Origin of the sequence: Nonomuraea glycinis (genome assembly GCF_035920485.1) — a bacterium.
In the GTDB taxonomy this organism is placed as follows: Bacteria; Actinomycetota; Actinomycetes; order Streptosporangiales; family Streptosporangiaceae; genus Nonomuraea; species Nonomuraea glycinis.
This window is the reverse complement of record NZ_CP109166.1, coordinates 4,532,207-4,557,505: the sequence shown is the minus strand read 5'-3', so window position 1 is coordinate 4,557,505 and position 25,299 is coordinate 4,532,207. Positions and strand designations below refer to the sequence as shown.

The following is a 25,299-nucleotide window of genomic DNA, read 5'->3' as shown; positions in this document are numbered from 1 at the left end:
CCAGGGTGGCCGCCGAAACCGGCGGTGGTGCGAACGTACGTTTTGACCATGGCTTCTTCGGACCACGAGCGCGTCCTTCAGGTCGCGTACAAGCTGTTCGCCGCGCTCGGTTACGACGCCACCTCGACCTCGCAGATCGCCGAAGCGGCCGGCGTGCAGCCGGCCGCCATCGAGGAGTTCTTCGGCGGCCGGCGGGAGCTCTACATCGCCGTCATGCGGCACGCCTACGACGAGGAGCGCGCGTCGCTGCACGCGGTGCTGGACCAGCTCCGCGAGGCGGAGAGCCTGGACGTCGCGGCGGCGCTCCACCTGCTCGTCGACAACCAGCTCGACTTCGTCGCCGTCCACCCCGACGCCTACGCGCTGCGGACACACCGGTGGTTGTCGGACGCCATGGACGTGGCGGAGGTGGAGACGCGCTACCTTCAGCCTCTCTACCAGAGCATCCTGGACCTGTTCCAGCCCGCTGTGGCGGCCGGGCAACTGACCGGGGACACCGACCTGCAGTACGTCCTGTACATGTGCACCTGGTGCATCCACGGCTTCGCGCTCGGCGGCGTGCCGCACGACGAAGGCGTGCCCAAGACCTACACCGACGAGCGGGAGTGGCGGCGCTTCCGGCTCCGGCTCCACCAGATGGTGCACCGCGCCCTGCTGCTCCCCGGCGACTACTCCCCCGCTGAGCCATATTGACGTTTTCTTGATGCCCTGATCATGCAGGGTCTGTCCTCTTCGTCATTAGTGTCCTTTGGGTGATCGATGCGGGAGTGCGGGTTCGCACCTGGATGCTGAAGGGTTTGCAGCGGCCGGAGACCCAGGCCGCCGGGCCGGACCACCGGCACACCTGGTGGCAGGTGATGTGCCTGACCGGCGTGGACTACTTCTCCACCCTGGGCTACCAGCCGGGCATCGCCGCGCTGGCCGCCGGCGCCCTCAGTCCGGTCGCGACCCTGCTGCTGGTGGCGCTCACCCTGTTCGGCGCGCTGCCGACCTACCGGGCGGTGGCCAGGGAGAGCCCGAACGGGCTGGGCTCGCTGTCGATGCTGGAGCGGCTGCTGCCCGGCTGGCGCGGCAAGCTGCTGGTGCTGTTCCTGCTCGGGTTCGTGGCCACGGCGTTCATCGTCACGATCACCCTGTCCGCCGCCGACGCCACCGCGCACATCCTGCACAACCCGTTCGTGCCGCACTCCTGGGCGCACTGGCAGGTGCCGGTCACGCTGGTGCTGATCGCCGCCCTCGGCGGGGTGTTCCTGGTCGGCTTCAGCGAGGCGATCTCCATCGCCGTCGTGCTGGTCGGCGTCTACCTGCTGCTCAACCTCGTCGTGCTCACCACGGCGATCCTGCACGTGCTGGCCGAGCCGGAGCGGGTGACCGACTGGCGGGGCGTGCTCGCCGCCGACTACGCCAGCCCTCTCGCCATGGTGGCGGTCTCCTTGTACGTCATGCCCAAGCTCGCCCTCGGCCTGTCCGGCTTCGAGACGGGCGTCGCGGTGATGCCCCTGGTCAAGGGCGATATCGAGGTACGGATCAAGGGCGCGCGCAAGCTGCTGACCACGGCCGCGCTGATCATGAGCCTGTTCCTGATCACGTCGAGCCTCGCCACCACGGTGCTGATCCCCGCCGGGGAGTTCGCCGAGGGCGGGGCGGCCAACGGGCGGGCGCTCGCCTACCTGGCCCACGAGTACCTCGGTGACTGGTTCGGCACCGCCTACGACCTGTCCACGATCGGCATCCTGTGGTTCGCCGGGGCCTCCGCGCTGGCCGGGCTGCTCAACATCGTGCCGCGCTACCTGCCCCGGTACGGCATGGCGCCGGACTGGTCACGCGCCGCCCGGCCGATGGTGCTGGTGTTCACCGGCGTCTCCGTCCTCATCACGCTGTTCTTCGACGCGGAGGTGGAGGTACAGGGCGGGGCCTACGCCACCGGCGTGCTGGCCCTGATCCTCTCGGCGGCGGTCGCCGTGACCCTGTCCGCCTGGATCGGCGGCCGGCACCGCGCCGCGTCCTTCTTCGCGTTCGTCACGCTGATCTTCGGCTACGCCACGGTAGCCAACATCATCGAGCGCCCCGACGGCCTGGTCATCGCCCTGCTGTTCGTGCTCGCCATCGTGCTGATCTCGCTGATCTCCCGCGCGACCCGGTCCACCGAACTGCGCGTCACCCGCGTCACCCTCGACGACCAGGCCCGCCGCTTCCTCGACGAGGTCGGCGAGATCTACCTCATCGCCAACGAACCGAACGAGCGCACCGGCAAGGAGTACGTCGACAAGATGCGTGAGGCGTGGGAGCTGCACCGCCTGCGCACCAGCGAGGGCCCGATCTTCCTGGAGGTCACCATCCCCGACGCGTCCGAGTTCGCCGGCGAGCTGCACGTCGTGGGCGAGGAGCGGCACGGCTTCCGGATCATGCGGACGCAGAGCTCCACGGTCGCCAACGCCATCGCCGCCCTGCTGCTGCACCTGCGTGACGAGGCGGGCAGAACGCCGCATGTCTACTTTCACTGGGCGGCCGAGGGCAACCCGATCGGCGCGCTGCTGCGCTATCTCGTCTTCGGCGGCGGCGACATCCCGCCGCTCACCCGGGAGGTGCTCCGCCAGGCCGAGCCCGACCCCGGCCGCCGCCCCGTCGTGCACGTCGGCTGACCGGGCTCAGGGCTTGAACCGGTAGCCCATGCCCGGTTCGGTGATGAGGTGCACCGGGTGCGCCGGGTCGCGCTCCAGCTTGCGGCGCAGCTGGGCGAGGTACTGGCGCAGGTAGTGGAACTCCTTGACGTACTTCACGCCCCACACCTCCGACAGCAGGAGCCGCTGGCCGATCAGCTTGCCGGGGTTGCGCAGCAGGATCTCCAGGATGTGCCATTCGGTCGGGGTCAGCCGCACCCCGCCGGAGACCGTCTTCGTCGTCAGGTCCACCTCGTGGTCACCGATCCGGACCGGCGCCAGGTCCTCCTCCTGGCTCGTCCGGCGGGAGACGGCGCGGACGCGGGCCAGCAACTCGTCGATGCCGAAGGGCTTGGTGACGTAGTCGTCCGCGCCCGCGTCCAGCGCCTCGACCTTGTCGGCGTTGCCGGCCCGGCCCGACAGCACGATGATCGGCGTACTCGTCCAGCCGCGCAGCCCGTGGATGACGTCCATGCCGTCCAGATCGGGCAGGCCAAGGTCAAGGATGACCAGGTCCGGGTGCCATTCGGCGGCCTTGTGCAGGGCGCCGGCGCCGTCGGCGGCCACCGCGACGTCGTACTGCCGGGCGGCGAGGTTGATCCGCAGCGTGCTCAGCAACTGCGGCTCGTCGTCCACGACGAGAATGCGGGTCATGACGCCACGCTCAACGTGAGGATCATGGTGAGACCTCCCCCTGGTGTCCGATCGGGCATGAGCGTGCCGCCCATCGCCTCGGCCAGCCCCCGGGACAAGGCCAGCCCGAGCCCGACCCCCGCATGGTTGTCCCGGTCGCCGAACCGCTGGAAAGGCAGGAAGACCTGCTCGTACGCCTCTCGCGGGATGCCGGGACCGCGATCCGCGACGCGCACCTCCACCTGTGCGGCGTGCCGGCTCGCGGTGACGAGCACCTTCTCCCCCGGCGGACTGTAGCGGACCGCGTTGGCCATCAGATTGGCCAGCACCCGCTCCAGCAGCGCCGGGTCGGCCAGCACCTCGGGCAGCTCGGCGCCGACGGCGGACTCGACGCGGTCCCGCGACCGGTCCAGGTCGTCGACGGCTCCCGGCAGGACGTCCGCCAGCGAGGTCGGCTGGAGGTCGACCCCCAGCACCCCCGCCTGCAGCCGGCTCATGTCGAGCAGGTTGACCACCAGGCGCTCCAGCTTGGCCAGCGACTGCCGGGCCGCGCCGAGCAGCTCGGCGCGGTCCTGCCCGGACCAGACGATGCCGGGCTCGGCCAGGCTGTCCACGGCGGCCTTGGCCGAGGCGAGCGGGGTGCGCAGGTCGTGGCTGACGGCGGCGAGCAGGGCGGTGCGCATCCGGTCGGCGGCGGCCAGCGGCCGGGCCCGCTCGGCCTCCCGCGCCAGGCGCTCGTGCCGCAGCGCCACCGCCGCCTCGGTGGCGAACGCCTCCAGCACCCGCCGGTCGGCCGCGGCCGACGGCCTGCCGCGCGCGGTGAGGACGAGCTGCTCGTCGATCACCACGACGGTGTCGGCGGCGGCCGGGCAGGTCGCGGGCAGGCCGCCGGAGGTGGCGACGATCCGCCAGCGCTCCGGCTCGGCCAGGTCGTCGGGGCTCGGCTCGGCGCGCCGCTCCAGCAGCGTCACCGAGGTCAGCCCGAACGTCTCCCGCATCCGCGCGAGCAGCGACGACACGGCCGCCTCGCCGCGCAGCACGTGGCCCGCCAGAGTGGACAGCAGCTCGGCCTCGGCGGTGGCCCGGGCGGCCTCCCGGGTGCGGCGGGCCGCGATGTCCACGATCACGCTGACCGCCACCGCCACCAGGACGAACACGACCAGCGCCAGGATGTTCTCCGGATCGGCGATGGCGAGCAGGCCGACCGGCGGCGTATAGAACAGGTTGAGCAGCAGCGACGCGCCGACCGCCGCCGTGAGCGCCGGCCACATGCCGCCGGTCAGCGCGACGCCGACCACCGCGAACAGCAGCAGCAACATCTCGCTGGAGGGCGCCAGGTCGCCCCTGGCCGGCAGCAGCACGGCCGTCAGCGCCGGGATCCCGGCCACCGCCATCACCCACCCGGCCACCCGGCGGCCGGGGGTCAGCGCCGTCCGCCCGTGCGACCACCCCGGGCGGCCCCTGCTCGCCTCCTCGTGCGTGACCATGTGCACGTCGATCGAGCCGGACAGCGCGATGATGGTGACCCCGACGCCACGCGACATGATCTGCGCGAACCGTCCCCTGCGGGAGGCGCCCAGCACCAGCTGGGTGGCGTTCACGCCACGGGCGAAGTCGATCAGCGCACGCGGGACGTCCTCGCCGACGACGTGATGGTAGGACCCGCCCAGGCTCTCCACCAGGGCCCGCAGGCGGGCGAGGCCGGGCGCGTCGGCGTCGGCGGGGGTCACATGCACGGCGAGCAGATCGGCGTCCTGGTTCCGGGCGGCGATGCGGGCGGCCCGCCGGACCAGCGTGTCGCCTTCGGGCCCGCCCGTGAGAGCGACGACGACCCGCTCACGCGCCTCCCAGGTGACCTCGCCGACCTCGCTCATACGCCAAGGCTACGGGCAGCGTTTCGACACCCCTCATAGGCGACCGCTGTCTATTCCGCCGGCGTCACGCCGTGGGGTCGACGATCACCTTGCCCACGGCACCGTTCTGCGAGGCGAGCTGCGCCGCGGCGGTCTCGGCCAGCGGGAAGCGGAGCACCGGCAGCCCGTGCTCCTCGCCCACGCCCATCGCGCCGTCCCGCACCGCCGCCGTGACGTCGTCGGCCGCGCCCGCCATCCGCGCCATCCGCTCGTCGGTGGAGAGGGCCAGGAGAAATTGGAACCGGGTGTCGAGCCCGATGTTCTGCAGGATGTTCAGCTCCACCTTGGGGTTGTCGTCGTTGTAGACCGCGATCGTGCCACTGTTCTTGAGCACCGCCAGGTCGACGTCGAGGTTCTCCGCCACAGCGACCTCGACGACGACGTCCACGCCGTCCTGCGCCACCGCGCGGATCTCGGCCACCGGGTCGCCCTCGCGGTAGTTGACCACGTGGTGAGCGCGGGTATTCCGAGCGCTGCGCCCACCTCGAACGACGCGTTCTCCGGCAGCGGCCACACCTTGGACGTGGGCAGGACCGTGAGCTCCTGGGCGGTGCCGGTGTTGTACCCGAGCCCCGCCGACATCACCCACACCCGGTCGCCGGGCGCTAACGTCTCGACGCCCGGACCGACCGCGTCGATCACGCCGCCGCCGTCGTGGTGCGGGGTCACCTCGGGATAGGGCATCGGCCACTCGGAGCTGGAGCGTGCCCTCCAGTCGGTCGGGTTGACGCCGGAGGCGTGGATGCGGATGCGGACCTCGCCGGGTCCGGGCTCGGGCACGTCACGCTCGATGAGCTTCAGGACGGAGGGATCACCGATCTCCCGGTACACGATGGCTTTCATCTTTATCTCCATGATGGTGTGACAGTGGCCGGGCGGTCTCCTCAGGAGTCGTCCGCCTCGATGGCGAACGAGAAGCCGTGGTTCAGGCGTTCGGGCGTTGGGCCGCCGCCAGCGCCGCGCGCATCGTCTCGGCGCTCATCGGCCCGCCGGGGTCCTCCACGGTCTTGTTCTGCGGGTCCTTGAAATACAACCCGACGTAGGCCGGGGTGTCGCGCTGGAAGCGCCAGCTGTCGGCGAGGGATCCGGTGTCGAGGGCGTCGAAGCCGATCAGGTCGAGCAGCTGGGTGGCGGCGGCTTTCGCGTCCGTCGCGTCGCCGGCGATCGGCAGGACCGAACGATCGGGTGAGCCCGCCGGGCGGGCCAGCGAGATCAGGTGGTTGACCCAGATGTTGTTGAACGCCTTGACGATCTTGCTGTCCGGCAGGTGCCGCTGGAGCAGCTCGCTGGTGGTGACCTCTTCAGCGTCCAGTTCCGCGATCGAGCCGTCGCGGTCGGGATAGTAGTTGGCCGTGTCGAGGACGACCTTGCCGGCCAGTGGCGCCACCGGGACCTGGCGGTAGTTCTTCAACGGGATGGTGACCACGACCCAGTCCCCGGCGGCCGCCGCTTCCGCCGGGGTGGCGGCGCGAGCCTGTGGTCCCAGCTCCGCGACCAGGTCGGCGAGGGTTTCCGGGCCGCGGGAGTTGCTGAGGACGACGTTGAGGCCGGCGTCGACGGCGAGGCGGGCGAGGGCGCCGCCGATCTTTCCGCTGCCGATGAGTCCGAGGGTGGGCTGGTGTGACATGGCTGGACCTCCTAGAATCGGGACGGGCGTCCCGGTTGCTTGAAATATACGGGATGGCCGTCCCGTTTGTCGATAGAGGGGTGTGGATCATGTCGGACGAACGCGTGCCGCGGGCCGACGCGCGACGTAACCGGGCACGCGTGCTGGAGGTGGCGGCCGAGGTGTTCGCCACCGAGGGCCTGTCCGTGCCCGTCCACGAGATCGCCCGCCGCGCCGGGGTCGGCACCGGCACGGTGAGCCGGCACTTCCCGACGAAGGAGGATCTCCTCACCGCGATCGTGTCCGCCCGGCTGGTGAAGCTCACCGCCGAAGCCGACGAACTCGCCCGCCGCGAAGATCCCGTCACCGCCTTCTTCGCCCTGTTCACCGCGCTGGTGCGCGAGGGGGCGGCCGACTGCGGACTGGCCGAGCTGGCCGGCGCCGACCGCCGGCTGGACGCCATCGGCGAACGCGCCGGCGCCGACCTGTGCGGCCGGCTGCACGAACTGCTCGCCGCCGCCCAGAAATCGGGCGACGTGCGCGCCGATGTCAGCTACGCCGACATCAGGGCACTGATGTCGGCGTGCATGGCCAGGAAAGAAGACCCGCTGGAACCGATCCTCGCCGTCGTCACCGACGGACTGCGCAAGAGGTCCTGACAGACAGATCAGCGGACGTGGGCGTACACTCATCGGCTGCTGGATGAGGCGGAAAGGCGGTAGCGGTGCTGTTGACCCGGCTGGAGGCCCCTCACTTGCCCAGCGGCTGGTCCGGCGCCCTGCCTCCGGTGCGTCATCTGGTCGAGCACGGGCTGGCCCTCACCCGCCCGGTCACCTTCCTGGTGGGTGAGAACGGGTCGGGGAAGTCGACCTTGGTCGAGGCCATCGCCGATGTGTGCGGCATCAACTCCGAGGGCGGCAAGGCGGGGACCAAATACTCCTCGACCGGCGAGCGCACCCCGCTCGGCGAGGTTCTGGACGCTGAGCTCACCACGACGGGTCTGCGTCTCCTGCACGGTCCTCGCACCCGGCGGCGCGCGTTCTTCTTCCGCGCCGAAACGCTGTTCAACCTCGGACGGAACGTTTCCGGGATGCACGGATTCTGGGAAGACGATCTTACGGAGCAGTCCCACGGCGAGGGGTTCTTCACCGTTCTCGAACGCATGGTGTCCGGGCCGGGGCTCTATCTGATGGACGAGCCCGAGGCCGCGCTGTCGTTCCAGTCGTGCGTGCGACTGGTCGCCCTCATGAATCGCGTCGCGGGCGAGGGCGGCCAGATCGTCTGTGCCACCCATTCGCCGATCCTCGCAAGTCTGCCAGGCGCTCAGATCCTCGAACTGAACGAGGACGGCATGCACCCGGCGGAGTGGGAGAACCTCCAGTTGGTCGACCACTGGCGCCGGTTCATGGCCAAGCCGGACTTCTACCTGCGGTACGCCCTGGACGCCGATTGAGGCAGGGACGTCGGTCTCACACCGTCGTGCGGTGCGCCGTGACGGGGCCCTTGACAAGGTGCTGCGGGTTTGAAAACTTCCTTAACAGATCATTCGTTGACAACGTTGTCATAAGCCTGCCCCCCAGCCGCCTTCGTGATGCTGCTCACCTGGCTGAACGCACGAGAGGTCCCCCCACCATGAAGCACCCTCCCCCACGAGCTCTCCTGACCGCGCTCTTATCCGCCGTCGTCGCCCTCGCCCTCGCGGCCCCCGCGACCGCCGCGCTGACCAGCGGGGCGGGGCCGGATCCGGTCCCCAACCCCGGCCCGTCCGGCACCCCCTCCCCCGGCCCGTCCCACAGCCCGCTTCCCGACCCGAGACAGACCGAGGAGGCCCCCTCGGTGGCGGCTGAGCAGCGCGCGGCGCAGGACGGGCAGGCGCTGGCGCGGGACGAAGGGGCGGCCTTCCTGTCCTCCTTCGAGACCGGAGACCCGCAGCCGACCTGGACCGACACCACCGAGACCAACGCCCGGGGCGTCAAGAAGGCCGCGAACGTCACCGGCGTCATGATCGGCGGCATCGAGGGCAGCATCTCCGACCAGATCACCCGGATCGACGTCAGCGGCGAGTACGCGGCCAACGGTGAGGTGAAGGAGCACCTGGCCGACACCGACGCGAACACCAAGTGGCTGGTGTTCACCGGCACGGCCTGGGCGCGGTACGCCCTGGTCGCCCCGGTCGTGGTCAAGCACTACGCGCTGACCTCCGCCGACGACGTGCCCCAGCGCGACCCCCGCGACTGGCAGCTCCAGGGCTCGCAGGACGGGCAGAGCTGGACCACCCTGGACACCCGGACCGGCGAGACGTTCACCGAGCGCCACCAGCGCAAGGAGTACCGTTTCGAGAACACCACCGCCTACGCCCACTACCGGCTGAACATCACCCGCATCGGCAGCGGCTCCACCCTGCAGCTGGCCGAGTGGGAGCTGTCGGACGGCCAGGGCCCCCGGCCGCCGAGCGACATGCGCAGCCGGCTGAGCGACGGGCCGCCGAGCGGTGGGTACGTCTCCAAGCCGCGCTCCGGCTTCTCCGGCTCCAAGGCCTTCAAGTACGAGGGCAGCACCACCAAGAAGACCGGCGGCCACTCCACCAACAAGGTGTTCGAGGTGGACATCCCGGTCACCTCCGGGATGGAGTTGTCGTACGTGCTCTTCCCCCAGTTCACCGCGGCCGACCTGCGCTACCCCAGCACGTACGCCTCGGTGGACCTGGCCTTCAGCGACGGCACCTACCTCAGCGACCTCAAGGCCGTCGACCAGCACGGGGTCCGGCTGACGCCCCGCGCGCAGGGCGAGTCCAAGACCCTGTACGTGGACCAGTGGAACTACAAGCACGCCGAGATCGGCAAGGTCGCCAAGGGCAAGCGGATCAGCCGCATCCTGGTGGCCTACGACTCCGCCGAGGGAGAGGCCGGGTTCCGCGGCTGGGTGGACGACATCAAGCTAGTCGCCGAGCGCAAGCGGCAGCCGTACGAGGGCCGTAGGACGCGCGGCGACGCGCGGCCGTCGCAGCATGTGATCACCACCCGGGGCACCCACTCCACGGGCGGGTTCTCGCGCGGGAACAACTTCCCGGCCACCGCCGTGCCGCACGGGTTCAACTTCTGGACGCCGATGACCAACGCCGAGGCGACGAACTGGCTGTACGAGTACCACCGCGACAACAACGCGGCCAACCTGCCCCAGATCGAGGCGTTCACCGCCAGCCACGAGCCGAGCCCGTGGATGGGTGACCGGCAGACGTTCCAGTTCATGCCGTCGGCGGCCGAAGGGGTGCCGGACCCGGCCCGGGCCGCCCGCGCGCTGCCCTTCCGGCACGAGCGGGAGGTCGCGCAGCCGCACCTGTACGGGGTCACCTTCGACAACGGGCTGAAGACCGAGATCGCGCCGGCGGATCACGCGGCGCTGGCCCGCTTCACCTTCCCCGGCTCCTCCGCCAAGCTGATCTTCGACAACGTCGACGACAACGGCGGCCTGACCCTGGACACCGCCGGCGGCGTGGTGACGGGCTACTCCGACGTGCGCAGCGACCTGTCCAACGGCGCCGGCCGGATGTTCTACTACGCCGTCTTCGACCGTCCCGTCACCGGCGGCGGCAAGCTGACCGGCCAGGGCCGCGACAACGTGCTGGGCTACCTGGCCTTCGACGCCGGGCAGACGCGCACGGTCACCATGCGGATCGCGTCCTCGCTGATCAGCGTCGAGCAGGCCAGGAAGAACCTGGAGCTGGAGATCGGCGCCTCCGACACGCTGGAGAAGGTCAGCGAGCGGGCGGCCGGCGCCTGGGACGCCAAGCTGGGCGTCATCGAGGTCGAGGGGGCGAGCAAGGACCAGTTGGTCACGCTCTACTCCAACCTGTACCGGCTGTTCCTGTATCCCAACTCCGGCTTCGAGAACACCGGCACCAAGAGCGCGCCGGTGTACAAGCATGCCGTGCAGTCGGCCACCAGCACCCCGCCCAGCACCCCCACCGAGACGGGGGCGAAGGTGGCGGACGGGAAGGTGTACGTCAACAACGGCTTCTGGGACACCTACCGCACCACCTGGCCCGCGTACGCGCTGCTCACCCCCAAGGCGGCCGGGGAGATGGTCGACGGCTTCGTCCGGCAGTACGAGGACGGCGGCTGGATCGCGCGCTGGTCGTCGCCGGGGTACGCCGATCTGATGGTCGGCACCAGCTCGGACGTCGCCTTCGCCGACGCCCACCTGAAGGGGATCAAGGGCTTCGACGCCGCGACCGCCTACCAGGCCGCGCTCAAGAACGCCACGGTCACCCCGACCACCCGCCACGTGGGCCGCAAGGGCCTGTCCACCTCCGCCTTCCTCGGCTACACGAGCATCGAGTCGACCGGCGAGGCGATGTCGTGGGCGATGGACGGCTACATCAACGACTTCGGCATCGCGAACATGGCCAAGTCGCTGGCCGAGCGCGCCAAGGGCGCGCAGCGCGCCCGCTACCTGGAGGAGCACGAGTACTTCCGCAACCGGGCGCTCAACTACGTGCACATGTACGACCCCGCGGTCCGCTTCTTCCAGGGCCGCAACGCCGACGGCTCCTTCCGTAACAGGCCGGGCGCCTACGACCCGCGCACCTGGGGCTTCGACTACACCGAGACCAACGGCTGGAACATGGCCTTCCACGTCCCGCAGGACGGCCGCGGCCTGGCCAACCTGTACGGCGGCGCGGACAAACTGGCCGACAAACTGGACGCCTTCTTCGCCACCCCGGAGACGGCGACGTTCCCCGGCTCGTACACCGGGGTCATCCACGAGATGCGCGAGGCCCGCGACGTCCGGATGGGACAGTACGGGCACAGCAACCAGCCCTCGCACCACATCCCGTACATGTACCACTTCACCGGACAGCCGTGGAAGACCCAGGCCAGGGTCCGGGAGGCGCTGTCGCGGTTGTACGTGGGCAGCGAGATCGGCCAGGGCTACCCGGGCGACGAGGACAACGGCGAGATGTCGGCCTGGCAGGTCTTCGGCGCGCTGGGCTTCTATCCGCTGCAGATGGGCAGCCCCACCTACGCGATCGGCTCCCCGCTGTTCACCAAGGCCACGATCCGGCTGGAGAACGGCAAGAAGCTGGTGATCAAGGCCAACGGCAACAGCGACCGCAACGTCTACGTGCAGGGGCTCAAGGTCAACGGCAGGTCGTACGACAAGACGTACCTCCCCCACGACCTGATCGCGAACGGCGGCGAGCTGGTGTTCGACATGGGGCCGAAGCCGTCGCGCTGGGGCACCGGCAGGGACGCCGCGCCGCCGTCGATCACCGACGGCGACCGGATCGCCGAGCCGCTGCGTGACGTGACCGGGCCGGGGCGCGGCACCGCGACCGGGTTCGGCGGCGCCGACGTCAGCGCGCTGTTCGACAACGACTCGACCACCCAGGCGACGCTGCCCGAGTGGGTCCAGTACACCTTCCCCGAGGCCGAACAGGCGAGCTTCTACACACTCACCTCCGGCGTCGGCGAGCTCGCCGGGAACCCCACCGGCTGGGTGCTGGAAGGCCTCACCAAGGGCAACGTGTGGAAGGCGATCGACAAGCGGACGGAGGAGAACTTCCAGTGGGCGCGGCAGACCCGCCCCTTCAAGATCCACAGCCCTGGCGCGTACGAGCAGTACCGGATCAGGTTCGCCGGCGGCACGTCCCCGATCTCGCTGGCCGAGATCGAGCTGCTGGCGCATGAGCCGCCCGCCACCTCGTCGCTGCTCATCGAGTCCGCCGGGGTCTTCGGCTCGGCCGGTGAGACCGTGACGCTCGCGGCGACCGTGACGAACCACGCCACCCGGCCAGCCTCGGGCCGGCTGACCGCGACCGCGCCGCAGGGCTGGACCGTCCAGCCCGCCTCCGCCGACCTCGGGTCCATCGCCCCGAACGCGTCGAAGACGGTGGAGTTCCAGGTGACGGTGCCGGCGACGGTGACCCCCGGCAGCCATCCGATCCAGCTCGCCACCGGGACGGCGAGCAGGCAGACGACGGTGACGGTGCTCGGCGACACCGTGCAGTTCACGCCCGGCACCGCGGCCGAGACGCCCTGGCTCCTGGAGGAGGGCGGGTCCCAGCTCGACGGCGAGGTGCACGACGGACGCGCCCGGTTCACCGACGGCAACAGCCACGCCACCTACCGGTTCACGCTGCCGGCCGGGGTGACCGGCGGGTCGCTGACGCTGGACATCGGCAACCAGTTCCTGGTGCAGGTCTCGACCGACAACCAGAGCTGGCGGACCGTGCTGCGGGAGGACGCCAACGTGCGCGACCTGGGCAACCGCGCCGAGCGCACGCTCGGCCTGGATGAGGTGCGCGGTGCGGCGCGGACGTTCTACCTGCGCATCGCCGACAGCCAGCCGCAGGACGGCTGGGGGGCGTGGCTCGCGAGAGTGCGGCTGGAGCTGCGCTCGGCGGGCTGAGCCGGTGTGAGGTCATGGGCCGGTGTCCTGCGTGGCGGGGCACCGGCCGCCTCCGTCAGTCTCCGGCCGGGCGTTCCCGGGCGGCGTTGATGCGCAGTGCCTCGGCCAGCTGGTCTTCCAGGATGATGATCCGGCAGGCGGCTTCGACGGGGGTGCCCTGGTCGACGAGCTCCCGGGCGCGGGCCGCGAGGCGGAGCTGATAGCGGGAGTAGCGGCGGTGACCGCCGCCGGAGCGGAGCGGCTCGATCAGTTTGGCGGCACCCAGGGCTCGCAGGAACGTGGGAGTGACCTGGAGCATCTCCGCGGCCGCGCCCATGCTGTAGGCGGGGTAGTCCTCATCGTCGAAGCGGTCCTCGGCGCTGACTACGGCTGCTGGGTTGGTTTGATCCATAGATCCCTTTCAACACGCGAACAGGGGCCCCGGCGCCTGTGCGCCGGGGCCCGAAGAGGTTCAAACACCATCTACCGGCCAGTTGGCCGACTTACCGTCTTCCGCGTCCGCCGTACTCAGCGGTGATGCGGGATCCTGGATGCGTAACCGTAGACCACCGTCCTATCTGTGGAGCTCCGGCGCCCGCACGGCGAAACACAACCGACGAGCGATCCTGATGGCGTTCAACACTCCCTTCTTCATATTCCTGAAAACTGCTGTCCAACTTCACCTTCGGCAGCGCGTCCACGGTCTGGGCCCCTTGCCACTGCGCTGGCCCGTCTCGTCCGACCTTCTGCCTGAACTTCCGTCTTTTCCGGGCAGTTCGTCGTGGTGCTTACTCTTGCTGCCCGTTGCGTTCCTTGCGATGAGAGAAACACTAGCCCCCTCAGCCACCAATGTCTACTCCCGCCACTACAGATTTTCGCCACCAGCCATGGCGGACTGTCTGCCGCGGCCGCCCGTCAGAGGTCGTTGCCCGCGTAGGACAGGTTGAAGCTCTTGTTGACCAGCGGAAAGTCGGGGACGATCGCCCCGTTGAGCGCGATCGGCAGCGCGGGCCAGTTGACGAACGACGGATCGACGATCTTGACCCGGGCGAGGGTGCCGTCGGCGGCGAGCTGGACCCGGTGCACGATGGCGCCACGCCAGCCCTCCACGATGCCGACCCCGGAGGCGGTGTCCTGGGACAGCGACGCGCCCGCCGTGCCGGGGGCGATCCCGCCGAGCAGCCGGGTGATCAGCTCGATGGAGGTGCCGATCTCCTGCGCGCGGACCTGGAAACGAGCCAGCACGTCCCCATCGGTCCTGGTCGCGACGGGAAACGGGCCCAGATCGACGAAGGGGTGGTCGCGGCGCGCGTCGAGATCGAGGCCGCTGGCCCGCGCGACGTACCCGAGCGTGCCCAGGTCGCGGGCCGCCCGCGGCGGCAGGATGCCGGTGCCGGTGAACCGGTCGGCGACGACGGTGTGCCCGAGCGCCAGGTCGGCGATCTCCGCCACGTCGGCGCCGATGGCCGCCAGGACGTCCGGATCGGGCAGGGCCCGCAGCCGCACGCCACCGGGGGTGATGCCGCCGCGCAGCAGCCGATGCCCGGTGACCTGGTCGTTGACGCGCAGCAGCTGTTCACGTACCCGCCCGGTGTGCGCGTGCAGGATGGAGTGGGCGACGTCGTTGCAGAGCGCGCCCAGGTCGGTGACATGGTTATAGAGGCGCTCCAGCTCCAGCAGTGCGGCCCGGCCGCGCTGGACCTCCGGCGCCACGGTGGTGCCCGTCGCCTCCTCCACGGCCAGGCAGTAGGCCAGGGCGTGCCCGGCCGAGGTGTCACCGCTGACCCGTTCGGCCAGCTCCAGCCCGTCGGCGGGAGTGCGGCCCTCGAAGAGCTTCTCGATGCCCCGGTGCACGAACCACAGCCGGGCCTTGAGCTTGAGGATGCTCTCACCGACCACGGAGAAGCGGAAATGGCCGGGCTCGATGAGGCCGGCGTGCACAGGGCCGACGGGGATCTCATAGACGCCGGGCCCTTCCACCGTGACGAAGGGGTAGGGGCCTTCCGGGTCGCTGAAGGAGGGGGGCGGCCCGGCGTCGGCCCGCATCGGATACCAGCCGCGCGGCCAGTGGTGGTGGCGGACGAGACGACGGGGCAGCGGATGGTTCAGGGGTTCTATGCCGTACAGGTCACGCATCTCCCGCTCGAACCGCCCGGCCGGGAAGGACAGCCCCGCCAGGCTCGGGACGGCCGGTTCGCCGGACGGAAGCCGTACCCGCAGCTCGGTGCGCCGATCAGGGCCGGTCGCGGTGAAGAGGTAGACCACGTCGATCTCGCGGGCAGCGACGAGGGCGAGCCGGTGGCCGTTCGCGAACAGCTCGGCCGCCTCGGCGGGCAGCGAGTCCGGGTCGAGGTCGATGATGACGCGATGGGTCATGGTGTCGCTCCGGCGATGATGGCGGCGGCCCCCAGCAGGGAGTTCAGCGGGCCCGTCGTGACGCCCAGCAGCGCGCACGCCGCGAGTCCGGCGATCATGGGGACGACGGCGGCGGGCTGTGCGGCCACGATGACCGGCTCGGCGGACGCGCCGAGGAGCATGCGCCGCCCATGCTGTCCCACGGCCGCCACGATGACCAGCATGAGCACCAGCGCGAGGCCGATCGCCCAGCCCAGACCGGCGGCGAAACCGGCCCTGACGATGCCGAGTTCGCTGGCGAACAGGCTGAACGGCGGCAGCCCCAGGATGGCGAGCAGCCCGGCGGTGAACGCCCCCGCCACCAGCGGGGCCCGAGCGAGCAGCCCGCGGGCGGCGGCGACGCGGTTGCTGCCGATGGCCTGGCTGATCTGCCCCGAGGACAGGAACAACGCCGCCTTGCCCAGCCCGTGTCCGAGGATGTGCAGGAGTACGGCGACCAGCGCGAGACGGCCGCCGATCGCCGCGCCCAGCGCGAGCAGGCCCATGTGCTCGATGCTGGAGTAGGCCAGCAGCCGCTTGAAGTCGCGCTGGGCCAGCAGCAGCGCGGCCGCCACGGCGAGCGAGGCCAGCGCGGCGGTGACCAGCAGGACGCGCATGGTCGTCGGCCCCAGCGCCACGTCGGCGATCACCTTCACGCGCAGGATCGCGTAGAAGGCCACCGACAGCAGCACTCCGGACATCAGCGCCGACACCGGGGCCGGGGCCTGGCTGTGCGCGTCGGGCAGCCAGGCGTGCAAGGGGGCCAGTCCCGCCTTGGTGCCGAAGCCCAGGACGATGAGCACGGTCGCGATCCGCGTCACTCCCGGGTCGAGGTCGGCCGCGTGCGCCGCCAGCGTCGCGGCGTCCAGAGCGCCCGCGGCGGGGATGCCGGCGTGCAGGGCCGCGTAGTGCACGAGCACGATGCCCAGGAGGGCGAGCGCGATGCCGACCGAGCAGATGACGACGTACTTCCACGCGGCCTCCGTCGCCTGCCTGGTCCGGTGGAAGGCCACCAGGAACGCGGTCAGGATGGTGGTCGCCTCGATCGCGACCCACAGGACGCCCAGGTTGGCGGCCAGTACGGCCAGCGCCATCGTGGCGACGAACGCCTGGGTGAGCACGCCGTACCGGCGGGAGTCCCGCGGGCCGATGTGCCCGGCGGCGAGCTCCCCGGCGAGGTAGGCGGGGCCGGCCAGCATCGCCATCAGCGCCACCGCGCCGACCACGACCAGCATGAAGGCGCTGAGCGCGTCGGCGCGCAGCAGCCCGAGGAAGGTGACGGGCGCGCCGGCGGCCAGCGCCACCGCGCAGGCGAGCAGCCCGGCCGCGGCGCCCGCGCCCAGCCACACGGTCGCCCCACGCCAGCCGAACAGGGCGTACCCGCACGCGGCCAGAGCGGGCAGCAGGATCGGGGCGATCACCAGGTACGTCATCAGTCGTGCAGCTCCCGCAACTCGTCAAGGTCGGTGCCGCCGAACGCGGCTCGCATCCGCATGGTGAGCACCTGCAGCACCAGGACGGCCAGGAGCACGTCCAGGGACACGCCGAGCTCGACCACCAGCGGCACCCCGCTCGTGGTGAGGAAGGCGGTCGCGGTGATGGCGTTGTCCATCAGCAGGAAACCCACCACCTGCGACAGCGCCCGGCGTCTGGAGATCAGCACGAAGAAGCCCACCAGCAGGACGGTCAGCGCGATCGGCACCGCCTGGGTGGCCGGGGTGGGCGAAAGGCGGATCAGGGGCTGGGAGACGGCGTAGGCGAGCATCGCCATCAGGGCCGTGACCAGCAGGGACGCGGACACGTTGACCAGCGGCCTGGTCTCGCGCACCTCGCCGCCGGCGACCAGCGCGCGGCGCATGAGGTACGGCAGCAGCCCGGCGCGCAGCGCCCCGACGGCCAGGCCGACCACGACCAGCTCCGCTTCGCGCTGGTGGACCCCGAGGACGACGACCAGGGCGGCCAGGGCGATCCCTTGCAGGGTGAACAGCCCCACGATGGCGGCCAGGTCGCGTCTCCACAGCACCAGCACCCCGGCCAGCAGGAACGCCCCGCAGGTCAGGTCGAGGAGCAGCACGTACAGCGAATCGCTCATGTCATCCTCAGGCCAGGAAGAAGGAGGCGGCGACGGCGAGCAGCGCCATGAGGAAGGACCCGGCCAGCAGTTCGGGCACCCGGAACAGCCGGAGCTTGGCCATGAACACCTCGCCCGCCGCGAGCAGGGCGCCCAGCACCCCCACCTTGAGGACCAGGACGAGGACGGCCACCAGCACGGCCGCTGGGCCGGCCCCGGCGGTGGCGATGCCCCACGGCGTGAACAGGCCGGCCAGCAGCCCCAGCAGGACGGACAGGCGGGCCGCCGAGGCCCACTCGATCAGGGCCAGATCCGGCCCGGCGTACTCCAGCACCATCGCCTCGTGGATCATCGTCAGCTCCAGGTGCGTGGCGGGATTGTCCACCGGGACGCGGCCGGTCTCCGCGATCGTGACGATGGCCAGCGCGGCGGCGGCGAGCAGGCTCACCGGTGAGAAGACCGCCAGAGGGTCCCGCACGGCGTAGGTGACGATCGCTCCCAGATCGGTGGAGCCGACCCGCACCGACAGCGCGAAGATCGACACCAGGATGGTCGGTTCGACCAGCGCCAGCACGGTCAGCTCGCGGCTGGCGCCCATCCCGCCGAACGCGGTCCCGGTGTCCAGCCCGCCCAGGGCCAGCGCCACGGAGCCGAGCGCGAGCAGGGCGACCACGGCGAACAGGTCCGACAGGCCGATCAGTGGCGAGTCCGTGCTGATCAGCGGCACCATCACCGCCACCACCAGCGTGCTGCCGCTGAGCAGCAACGGCGCCAGCCGGAAGGGCCAACCGGTGCCGGCCGGGGTGATCGGCTGCTTGCGGACCAGTTTGCGCAGGTCCCGCCACGGTTGCAGGATCCCGGCTCCGGCCCGGCCCTCCAGCCTGGCCCGGACCTGCCGCATCATCCCGATGAGCACCGGCGCGCCGAGCACCACCAGAAACACCTGCAGGAACGCCGTCACTGGAGCACCGCCAGCACGATCAGCACACCGATCAGCGCGTAGAACCCGTAGGCCAGGTAGCGGTGCACGCTGCCGGTGGCCAGCCCGGTGGCGAACCGGCCGAGCCCGGCGAACGCGGCCAGCACCGGGTCGTACAGCCTGCGCTCCACCCGATCCGGTACGCGAGCATGGAATTCCACCCGTTCCACCAGGTAAGCCGACTCTTTCATCGGGGTGACGTCCACATCGCTCTCCGGAGCCAGAACATTGTCGAAGACCCGCTGCAGCGGCTCGGCGAAGGACGTCGCGGTGTACTCCATCCGAGGCGACATCGGTCCCGCGCCGCAGTCCCACAGCCGTGCCGCCCGCCGCGCCCGGCGGGCGGCCACCAGGCGGAGCACGGCCAGGACGGAGACGACGGCGGCCACCAGCGCCACCGCGATCAGCAGCGGCGAGATCGCCCCCAGCACCCCGGTCAGCCGCAGGGTCACCAGCCCCGAGACCGGCCGCACCCCGGGCAGCACCGTGGTCACCGACGTCGTGAGGGCGGGCAGGACCAGCGCGGGAGCGAGCGCGAGCAGAGCGCAACTCGCGGCGGCCACGCCCATGCCCGCCAGCATCGGCGCCGGGCTCTCCACGGCCCGCTCCGCCTCCGGGCTCCGCGCGCGGGCCAGGAACCCGATGCCGAAGGCCTTGACGAACGTGGCCACGGCCAGCCCCGCCGACAGCGCGATCACCCCCACCGCCAGCGGCATCGTCACCGTCCCCATCACACCGGAGGACGGCAGCGCGTGGACCAAGCTCTGCAACAGCAGCCACTCGCTGACGAACGCGTTCCCGGGTGGCAGCGCCGACGCGCACAGCGCGCCGATCGCGAACAGCACCGTGGTGTACGGCATGCGCGTACGCAGCCCGCCCAGCGTGTCCAGGTCCCTGGTGCCGGTGGCGCGCAGCACCGATCCGGCGCCGAGGAACAGCAAGGTCTTGAACCCCGCGTGGTTGACCACGTGCAGCAGCGCCGCGGTCAACGCCAGACCCGCGAGCATCGGGGTGCCCGAGGCCGCGAAGAACCCGGCCGAGCCCACTCCGACCAGCACCAGGCCCATGTTCTCCGTCGTGGAGTAGCCCAGCAGCCGCTTGAGGTCGGCCGAGACCACCGCCTGCAGGATGCCGTACAGCGCCGACACCGCGCCCAGGCCCAGCACCGCCAGCCACCACCACTGCGGGCCGCCGCCCAGCAGGTCCAGGCCCACGCGGACGAGGCCGTACACGCCCATGTTCACCATCGCCGCGCTCATCAGCGCCGAGACGTGGCTCGGCGCCTCGGGATGCGCCCGGGGCAGCCACACGTGCAGCGGGACGATCCCCGCCTTGGCCGCGAACCCGGCCAGGGTGGCGAGGAACACCACGTTCCGCACCGCCGGGGACAGCTCGGCGGCCCGCAACTGGTCGAAGGACTCACCGCCCGCGCCCGCGGCGAACAGGGCGAGCCCGGCCAGGACCACGGCGAAGCCGAGGTGGGTCATGACCGCGTACCAGACTCCGGCCGACGCCACCTCGGCGCGGCTCTTGTGCTCGGCGACCACCAGCACCAGGGAGGTCAGCGCCATCAGCTCCCAGGCGAGCAGGAACGTGCTGACGCCGGCCGCCGCCGGCACGAGCAGCATCGCGCCCGAGAACAGCGGCACAGCCGCCTGCACCACCCGGTTGTCCAGGGCGTGCCCGTGCGCGGGACGCGCGTAGCCGATCCCGTAGATCGCCGCGCACACCGTCACCGCGCCGGTGACCGCGACGAACACGCCACCCAGCGAGTCGAGCACCAGTCGGACGCCCGCCAGCGGCAGCAGGTCGGGCAGCCAGAGCGCCCACCGCTCCCCCAGCAGAGCCGCCCCGCCGCTCGCGACGCCGGCCGCACCGGCGCAGGCCGTACCGAGGCCGGCGACCAGCGGGCGGGCGCGAGCCGGCGTCACCAGCGCGACCAGCGCCGTCCCCAGGCACAGCCCGAGCGCGGCGACGAACAGCGAGCCTGTCATCGGCCGGTCAACCCGCGCAGCGCCTCGACGATCGCCTCCGGCCTGGGCGGGCAGCCGGCCACCTCGACGTCGACCGGAACCACATCGCGGACCGCTCCCGCGACGCCGTACGCCTCGGCGAACACCCCGCAGTCGCGCGCGCAGTCACCCAGCGCGACCACCAGGCGCGGCTCCGGCACCGCCTCGTAGGTGCGGCGGAGCGCCATCTCCATGTTGCGCGTCACCGGCCCCGTCACCAGCAGCGCGTCGGCATGCCGGGGCGAGGCCACCTGGCGCGCGCCGTACCGCTCGGCGTCGTACACCGGCCCGAACGCCGAGGCGATCTCCACCTCGCAGCCGTTGCACGAGCCTGCGGCCACATGCCGGATCTGCACCGAGCCGCCGAATTCCGCCGCCTTCGCCGGCATCTCACCCGGCTCGCGTTCTGGCGCCTTCTCGGCAACCCTGCCTGTTTTCCTGATTTTCCGCCACAAACTTGCCATCGAGACTCCCGGGTCTGTGTCCATGCAGAGGTCACGGGCCAGGTCATCCAGGCCGGGGGCGTCTGTTCTCCGCTTCCCGCAGCTCTGCCAGCAACTCGCCCTGCCCGACGATCATGTCGGCGAGAATCCGGCACGCCGAGCGCAGCAGCTCGGCCACGTCCGTGCTGCTCAGGGAGTAGACCATGGTGGCGCCCTCGCGGGTGGCCACCACGATCCTCGTTCTGCGCAACATCGCCAGATGCTGCGACATGTTGGACGGCTCGACCTCGATGACGTCGAGCAGGTCGCGAACCGATCGCGGTCCGTCCTGGAGAAGTTCCAGCACCTGGATCCGCACCGGGTGACCCAGTGTCCGGAAAAATTCCGCTTTCACCTGATACAGCGGAACGGACATCCGTCAGTCTTCTCCATCGGGAGCCACCACGATGCCGTGCTCCCTGGCCAGACGGAGCATCTCTTCGAGATCCGCCGTGTGCACCCGCGCCGCATAGTGGTCACCCACATCCAGCGCCAGGCGCCGAGCCGCACATGCGTCACGCACTCTGCGTCGTACACCACCTGCGAAGTCTTCCACGCTTGCCTCCTCCTTTGAGGAACTAGCGCAGGCGATGCTTCCAGCAATTTAGAATTTCTTCAATACATGATCCTGAAGATCTACTCTTCGCTGGAGAGCAGTACAGGGCCGAGGTCGGGGCGCTTGGCGATGCGGCCGTCGCCGGAGGATCTGCCCCTGATGCGGCGGTAGACCCACGGCCCGGCGAAGCCGGCGATCCAGCGGACCTCCGTCCCTGTGGCGCGCAGCCGGCCCGGCGGGGGGACCGGGTCAAGCGGGGCCTGCCAGGTGTCGTCGCTGCCGGGCAGGCCGAGCGCGTGCGCGAAGGCGGCGGCGATCCGGGCGTGCCCCAGCGGGCTGGCGTGCAGCCGGTCGGAGCTCCACATCCTGGCGTCGGTGGCGAAGGCGTGCGGGAAGGTGTCGACGACGGTGACATCATGGCGGGCGGCGGCCTGGCGGATGTGCTCGTTGAGGGCGAGGACGCGGGGCAGCAGCGGCCGGGCTAAGGGCGCGATCTTCCCGATATCCGGAAATGTCACCGTAAGGACGTGCGCGCCTGCTCCGGTGAGCGCGGCGAACATCTCCTCCAGGCTCGCGGCCACCGCCCCGGCGTCGAAACCGGGCCTGATCAGGTCGTTCATCCCGGCTATCACCGTGGCCAGGTCCGGCCGTAACCGCAGCGCGGGCGCGAGCTGCTCGGCGAGGACCTGCGAGGCGAGCCGCCCTCGTACGCTCAGGTTGGCGTAGTGCAGCTCCGGGGACGCCGCGGCCAGGTGCTCGGCGAGGCGGTCGGCCAGTCCCCGGTAGCCACGGATCTCGTCACCGTCACCGAGGCCCTCCGTCTGACTGTCGCCCAACGCGACGTACCGGCTGTAGAGGGTCATCGCGTCTCCTCGCGGTGGCTGTAGGGGGTCATCGCGTCTCCTCGCGGTGGCTGGTCGTACGGGAGCGGAGCAGGGCGGCGGTGGTCAGGCACCAGTCGCGCATCTCCCGCTCCAGGCGGCATCCGGCCAGATAGGTCAGGTACGGGCCGATCCGGGGGGACGTGCGGAGGAACTCCTCCTCGGCCAGGTCGCCGCGCAGCCCGCGCATGCCCCGCTCGAACAGGGCCAGCTTGGCGGACGCCTCGACGGCCCGTTCGTCGAGCTGGGCCAGCACGGGGGCCGGGTCGAGCTGGTCGACGGCCTGGACCTTCACCATCAGGTCGTCGCGCATCGACAGCGGCTTGGACGCGGTGGCGGCGAAGGCGGCCAGCTCGTCCCGGCCCGCCTCGGTGACCGTGAAGATCCGCTTGTTCGGCCGGTCGAGCTGGATGACCTGCTCACCGGCGATCATCCCGGCCTTCTCCAGCTTCGCCAACTCGGCGTAGAGCTGCTGCGGGGAGGCGTACCAGAAGTTGGACACGCCCACATCGAAGATCTTGGCGAGCTGGTAGCCGGAGAATCCACCGTCCAGCATCGCCGCCAGTACCGCATGCCGTAATGCCATAGAACGGACTGTCTACCCAATTCCATGATTAGTCAAGGAAAATGGCTGCCTGTAGGCGGCAGCGGAGCTGACCGACCCGAGCGATAAGCCCGCATACGGGTGCGGGACACCTGAGGAGGCGCCCCGCACTCACTGTCCTGGCAGGGGGAACACTGTGCATCAGGCCTCGGACACGACCGATCGATGCCGTCCCCCGCAGTCCTCGAGTCTCGCCGAAGCTCCTCGGGACCGCCAGAAGCATCTGCCGGAACCTTAGGGCCCCGTGAAACATCTCGTAGAGACTTCCCTACCGGTCTTCTGGTTCACGCACGTCTCGCAGACGCGCTTAGGGTCGGTCGCGGTCGGCGCCGCCTTCTTCGAGCATTCGAGCTGCAGCGGGCCTCTGGGCTCGCGGTTCTTCTGCTCGCAGTACTGACGCTTCCATCCCCCTCCCTGTTTCTTCGACTGCTTGCAGTAGAAACATCGCCTGTCGCCCTCCGACATCCATCTGCACGGCGCGCTGCTGGATGTACATCCGCTGAGCGAGGTGGACGTCGCGGATGCGCCTACGGTGTTGACCTGCGCGTTCTGCGCCTGCGAGGCGGTCGAAGGAGCGATGGCAGCAACCACAAGGGCGCTGATAGCGCATACTTCTTTGAGCATGGAATCCTCCCGCTGCTCGTTTCCTCCTTCTTATCTTGCCTCGCCGTAATCGAAAAACGTCAAGACGTACGACGGGATATTTTTTCGACCGTCGAATACAGTTCCAACGTTTGAAACTTTTTTCCGGAATCTGTTTGCGCAAATGGTCGCCATCAGGAAATACGTCTTTACGTTCGGACTATTCTTTTTTCCTTCTCCCACGGCCGTTGTTGACTGTGGCTGGAAGGTGACGCGGTCACTCCTCGATCAGCCGTCCAACGCTCATCGAGGCGGCGACGAGCACCAGGCAGGCGCCCGCCAGGCAGACCCACAGCCCTTGCGCCCCCAGCCGTTCCAGAAGCTGGGTGCCCGCGAGGGGCGCGGCCACCGTGGCGAAGCCCCAACTGGTCCCGAACACGGCAAGGTAGCGCCCCCGGGCGTCCGGCGGCGCGAGGCCGGCGACGATGGCGTAGGCACGGCCCATGATGAGCAGGTCACCGACGCTCCACACCACGGTCGCCACCGCCAGAGCGGGCAGGGCAGGGGCGAGCGCGTTACCGGCCAGGGTGGGGGCGAGCGCATAACCGGCCAGGCCGGCCGCCATGAACGCGGCGCCCGCCGCCAGACCCGCGGCCGGGGGTAACGCGGCCACCGGTCTCAGCCGGAGGAGCGGCTGCCCGGCGATGATGGTGAGGGCCGAGACGGTGAAGAGGAATCCCGCGTCGGCCGCCTGCAGACCGTACGCGGGCAGGGCGAGCGGAAGCAGGATCATGATCACCATGTAGATCAGGGCGAGGAGCGTGCCGCAGCCGAGCATGGCGAGGAGCGCGGGGTCCCGCCAGGCCGAGGACGAGGTGACCGGCGTCGCCCGGCCGCGCCGGGGGCCGTCCGGGGGGACGACGAGGCCGATGATGACCGCGCACGCCAGGCACGTCAGCGCATCGACGACGAACAGCCACCGCAGGTCCCACCGCCCCACGCTCGCCGCGATCAACCCGGCTCCCATGCCCGCCGCCGCCAGCGCCGCGTTCAGCAGGCTGTAGGCCCTCGTCCGGTCGGCCGCGCGTACGCCGTCCGCGATCATCGCCTGGCTCGGCGGCTCGAACAGCTCGAAGACCAGCCCCAGCAGGACCGCGAACACGGCGATCACCGGCAGCGAGCCGGCGGCGGCGATGCCGAGCTGGGCGACCGCGCAGCCGGTGAGCCCCAGCAGGATCGTGCGCCGCCGCCCCAGCCGATCGGCCAGATAACCGCCGAACAGCCGGGAGGGCACGGTCGCCAGGCCGAAGGCGGCGGAGACCAGCCCGGCCGTGGCGGCGCTCACCCCGAAGTCGGTGCTGATCAGGACCGTCAGGAAGGAGAGCGAGAACGCCCCCAGCCGGTTGACCGCCCGCGCCACGATGAGCAGCCGGATGCCCTTGGGCAGGCGCTCACGGGGCGCGAGTGTGTGCATGAGCTGATCTCCATGGCCGACGGGGATGTCGGCCACGAACCTACGGTGACGCACCGACAGTT

At 70.6% G+C, this 25,299-nt stretch carries 21 protein-coding genes and 1 pseudogene; 5 read left to right on the top strand and 17 right to left on the bottom strand.

Translation table 11 applies throughout. From position 1 onward, the window contains the following. Window positions 1-48 precede the first annotated feature (48 nt). Both OHA68_RS21625 and OHA68_RS21620 read left to right on the top strand, forming a co-directional pair. A complete protein-coding gene (locus OHA68_RS21625; protein WP_327109249.1) occupies window positions 49-693 on the top strand; it encodes a TetR/AcrR family transcriptional regulator in 645 nt (214 codons plus the stop codon). A gap of 59 nt (window positions 694-752) precedes the next feature. Next, complete coding sequence (locus tag OHA68_RS21620) at window positions 753-2,642, top strand: amino acid transporter (RefSeq protein WP_327109248.1); 1,890 nt, start codon at window positions 753-755, stop codon at window positions 2,640-2,642. A 6-nt stretch (window positions 2,643-2,648) separates the two neighbouring features. On the opposite strand, the gene OHA68_RS21615 is transcribed toward OHA68_RS21620, so the two are convergent. The 5 genes and pseudogenes from OHA68_RS21615 to OHA68_RS21600 all read right to left on the bottom strand — a co-directional run bounded on the left by OHA68_RS21615 (window position 2,649) and on the right by OHA68_RS21600 (window position 6,833). Then, entirely contained in the window at window positions 2,649-3,314 is a 666-nt protein-coding gene (locus OHA68_RS21615) for a response regulator (protein WP_327109247.1), read from the bottom strand. After that, a complete protein-coding gene (locus tag OHA68_RS21610; protein WP_327109246.1) occupies window positions 3,311-5,167 on the bottom strand; it encodes a DUF4118 domain-containing protein in 1,857 nt (618 codons plus the stop codon). Before OHA68_RS21610 ends, OHA68_RS21615 begins: the two co-directional genes overlap by 4 nt. A 64-nt stretch (window positions 5,168-5,231) precedes the next feature. Next, window positions 5,232-5,654, bottom strand: coding sequence for an MDR/zinc-dependent alcohol dehydrogenase-like family protein (locus OHA68_RS21605; protein WP_327109245.1), 423 nt, complete (start codon window positions 5,652-5,654; stop codon window positions 5,232-5,234). Between the two features lie 110 nt (window positions 5,655-5,764). Beyond that, window positions 5,765-6,049: pseudogene (locus OHA68_RS45350) on the bottom strand (alcohol dehydrogenase catalytic domain-containing protein); the annotation flags it as partial. An 82-nt stretch (window positions 6,050-6,131) separates the two neighbouring features. After that, window positions 6,132-6,833 carry an NADPH-dependent F420 reductase gene (locus OHA68_RS21600; protein WP_327109244.1) on the bottom strand — a complete coding sequence of 234 codons (702 nt, stop codon included), beginning with the start codon at window positions 6,831-6,833 and terminating at the stop codon, window positions 6,132-6,134. Between the two features lie 89 nt (window positions 6,834-6,922). Here OHA68_RS21600 and OHA68_RS21595 point away from each other — a divergent pair, with 89 nt between their 5' ends. The 3 genes from OHA68_RS21595 to OHA68_RS21585 all read left to right on the top strand — a co-directional run bounded on the left by OHA68_RS21595 (window position 6,923) and on the right by OHA68_RS21585 (window position 13,223). Next, window positions 6,923-7,471, top strand: coding sequence for a TetR/AcrR family transcriptional regulator (locus tag OHA68_RS21595; protein ID WP_327109243.1), 549 nt, complete (start codon window positions 6,923-6,925; stop codon window positions 7,469-7,471). A 65-nt stretch (window positions 7,472-7,536) separates the two neighbouring features. Beyond that, window positions 7,537-8,265: an AAA family ATPase gene (locus tag OHA68_RS21590; protein WP_327109242.1), complete on the top strand. Its 729-nt coding sequence runs from the start codon at window positions 7,537-7,539 to the stop codon at window positions 8,263-8,265. A gap of 179 nt (window positions 8,266-8,444) precedes the next feature. After that, window positions 8,445-13,223 (top strand): GH92 family glycosyl hydrolase, encoded by a 4,779-nt coding sequence (locus OHA68_RS21585; RefSeq protein ID WP_327109241.1) that lies wholly within the window; start codon window positions 8,445-8,447, stop codon window positions 13,221-13,223. Between the two features lie 55 nt (window positions 13,224-13,278). Here the strand turns inward: OHA68_RS21585 and OHA68_RS21580 are convergent, their stop codons facing one another. From OHA68_RS21580 to OHA68_RS21525, 12 genes are all read right to left on the bottom strand, one after another. Further along, window positions 13,279-13,614 carry a MerR family transcriptional regulator gene (locus OHA68_RS21580; RefSeq protein WP_327109240.1) on the bottom strand — a complete coding sequence of 112 codons (336 nt, stop codon included), beginning with the start codon at window positions 13,612-13,614 and terminating at the stop codon, window positions 13,279-13,281. 503 nt (window positions 13,615-14,117) lie between these two features. Then, on the bottom strand, window positions 14,118-15,578 hold the full coding sequence (locus OHA68_RS21575; protein WP_327109239.1) for a hydrogenase large subunit: 1,461 nt from the start codon (window positions 15,576-15,578) through the stop codon (window positions 14,118-14,120). Next, window positions 15,575-17,029: a proton-conducting transporter transmembrane domain-containing protein gene (locus OHA68_RS21570; RefSeq protein WP_327109238.1), complete on the bottom strand. Its 1,455-nt coding sequence runs from the start codon at window positions 17,027-17,029 to the stop codon at window positions 15,575-15,577. The genes OHA68_RS21575 and OHA68_RS21570 overlap by 4 nt, the downstream gene beginning before the upstream one ends. Further along, window positions 17,029-17,688: a hypothetical protein gene (locus tag OHA68_RS21565; RefSeq protein ID WP_327109237.1), complete on the bottom strand. Its 660-nt coding sequence runs from the start codon at window positions 17,686-17,688 to the stop codon at window positions 17,029-17,031. The genes OHA68_RS21570 and OHA68_RS21565 overlap by 1 nt, the downstream gene beginning before the upstream one ends. A 7-nt stretch (window positions 17,689-17,695) precedes the next feature. Next, the gene (locus OHA68_RS21560) at window positions 17,696-18,628 is read right to left on the bottom strand and encodes a respiratory chain complex I subunit 1 family protein (protein WP_327109236.1); all 933 of its coding nucleotides are present in this window, start codon (window positions 18,626-18,628) and stop codon (window positions 17,696-17,698) included. After that, complete coding sequence (locus OHA68_RS21555; RefSeq protein ID WP_327109235.1) at window positions 18,625-20,640, bottom strand: proton-conducting transporter transmembrane domain-containing protein; 2,016 nt, start codon at window positions 20,638-20,640, stop codon at window positions 18,625-18,627. The genes OHA68_RS21560 and OHA68_RS21555 overlap by 4 nt, the downstream gene beginning before the upstream one ends. Beyond that, window positions 20,637-21,047, bottom strand: coding sequence for an NADH-quinone oxidoreductase subunit B family protein (locus OHA68_RS21550; protein WP_327109234.1), 411 nt, complete (start codon window positions 21,045-21,047; stop codon window positions 20,637-20,639). Before OHA68_RS21550 ends, OHA68_RS21555 begins: the two co-directional genes overlap by 4 nt. Before the next feature lie 118 nt (window positions 21,048-21,165). Continuing rightward, on the bottom strand, window positions 21,166-21,516 hold the full coding sequence (locus tag OHA68_RS21545) for an ArsR/SmtB family transcription factor (protein WP_327109233.1): 351 nt from the start codon (window positions 21,514-21,516) through the stop codon (window positions 21,166-21,168). Between the two features lie 3 nt (window positions 21,517-21,519). Next, a complete protein-coding gene (locus tag OHA68_RS21540) occupies window positions 21,520-21,696 on the bottom strand; it encodes a hypothetical protein (RefSeq protein ID WP_327109232.1) in 177 nt (58 codons plus the stop codon). Between the two features lie 80 nt (window positions 21,697-21,776). After that, window positions 21,777-22,559 (bottom strand): SGNH/GDSL hydrolase family protein, encoded by a 783-nt coding sequence (locus OHA68_RS21535; protein ID WP_327109231.1) that lies wholly within the window; start codon window positions 22,557-22,559, stop codon window positions 21,777-21,779. A 28-nt stretch (window positions 22,560-22,587) separates the two neighbouring features. Continuing rightward, window positions 22,588-23,163: a PadR family transcriptional regulator gene (locus tag OHA68_RS21530; RefSeq protein WP_327109230.1), complete on the bottom strand. Its 576-nt coding sequence runs from the start codon at window positions 23,161-23,163 to the stop codon at window positions 22,588-22,590. Window positions 23,164-24,040: 877 nt separating this feature from the next. Then, entirely contained in the window at window positions 24,041-25,273 is a 1,233-nt protein-coding gene (locus OHA68_RS21525) for an MFS transporter (protein ID WP_327109229.1), read from the bottom strand. Window positions 25,274-25,299 lie beyond the last annotated feature (26 nt).

Coding starts and splice junctions, on each gene's coding strand:
- OHA68_RS21570 (WP_327109238.1), bottom strand. CDS start 17,029: ATGACGTACCTGGTGATCGCCCCGATCCTGCTGCCCGCTCTGGCCGCG.
- OHA68_RS21565 (WP_327109237.1), bottom strand. CDS start 17,688: ATGAGCGATTCGCTGTACGTGCTGCTCCTCGACCTGACCTGCGGGGCG.
- OHA68_RS21580 (WP_327109240.1), bottom strand. CDS start 13,614: ATGGATCAAACCAACCCAGCAGCCGTAGTCAGCGCCGAGGACCGCTTC.
- OHA68_RS21585 (WP_327109241.1), top strand. CDS start 8,445: ATGAAGCACCCTCCCCCACGAGCTCTCCTGACCGCGCTCTTATCCGCC.
- OHA68_RS21530 (WP_327109230.1), bottom strand. CDS start 23,163: ATGGCATTACGGCATGCGGTACTGGCGGCGATGCTGGACGGTGGATTC.
- OHA68_RS21625 (WP_327109249.1), top strand. CDS start 49: ATGGCTTCTTCGGACCACGAGCGCGTCCTTCAGGTCGCGTACAAGCTG.
- OHA68_RS21595 (WP_327109243.1), top strand. CDS start 6,923: ATGTCGGACGAACGCGTGCCGCGGGCCGACGCGCGACGTAACCGGGCA.
- OHA68_RS21545 (WP_327109233.1), bottom strand. CDS start 21,516: ATGTCCGTTCCGCTGTATCAGGTGAAAGCGGAATTTTTCCGGACACTG.
- OHA68_RS21615 (WP_327109247.1), bottom strand. CDS start 3,314: ATGACCCGCATTCTCGTCGTGGACGACGAGCCGCAGTTGCTGAGCACG.
- OHA68_RS21535 (WP_327109231.1), bottom strand. CDS start 22,559: ATGACCCTCTACAGCCGGTACGTCGCGTTGGGCGACAGTCAGACGGAG.
- OHA68_RS21610 (WP_327109246.1), bottom strand. CDS start 5,167: ATGAGCGAGGTCGGCGAGGTCACCTGGGAGGCGCGTGAGCGGGTCGTC.
- OHA68_RS21575 (WP_327109239.1), bottom strand. CDS start 15,578: ATGACCCATCGCGTCATCATCGACCTCGACCCGGACTCGCTGCCCGCC.
- OHA68_RS21600 (WP_327109244.1), bottom strand. CDS start 6,833: ATGTCACACCAGCCCACCCTCGGACTCATCGGCAGCGGAAAGATCGGC.
- OHA68_RS21550 (WP_327109234.1), bottom strand. CDS start 21,047: ATGCCGGCGAAGGCGGCGGAATTCGGCGGCTCGGTGCAGATCCGGCAT.
- OHA68_RS21555 (WP_327109235.1), bottom strand. CDS start 20,640: ATGACAGGCTCGCTGTTCGTCGCCGCGCTCGGGCTGTGCCTGGGGACG.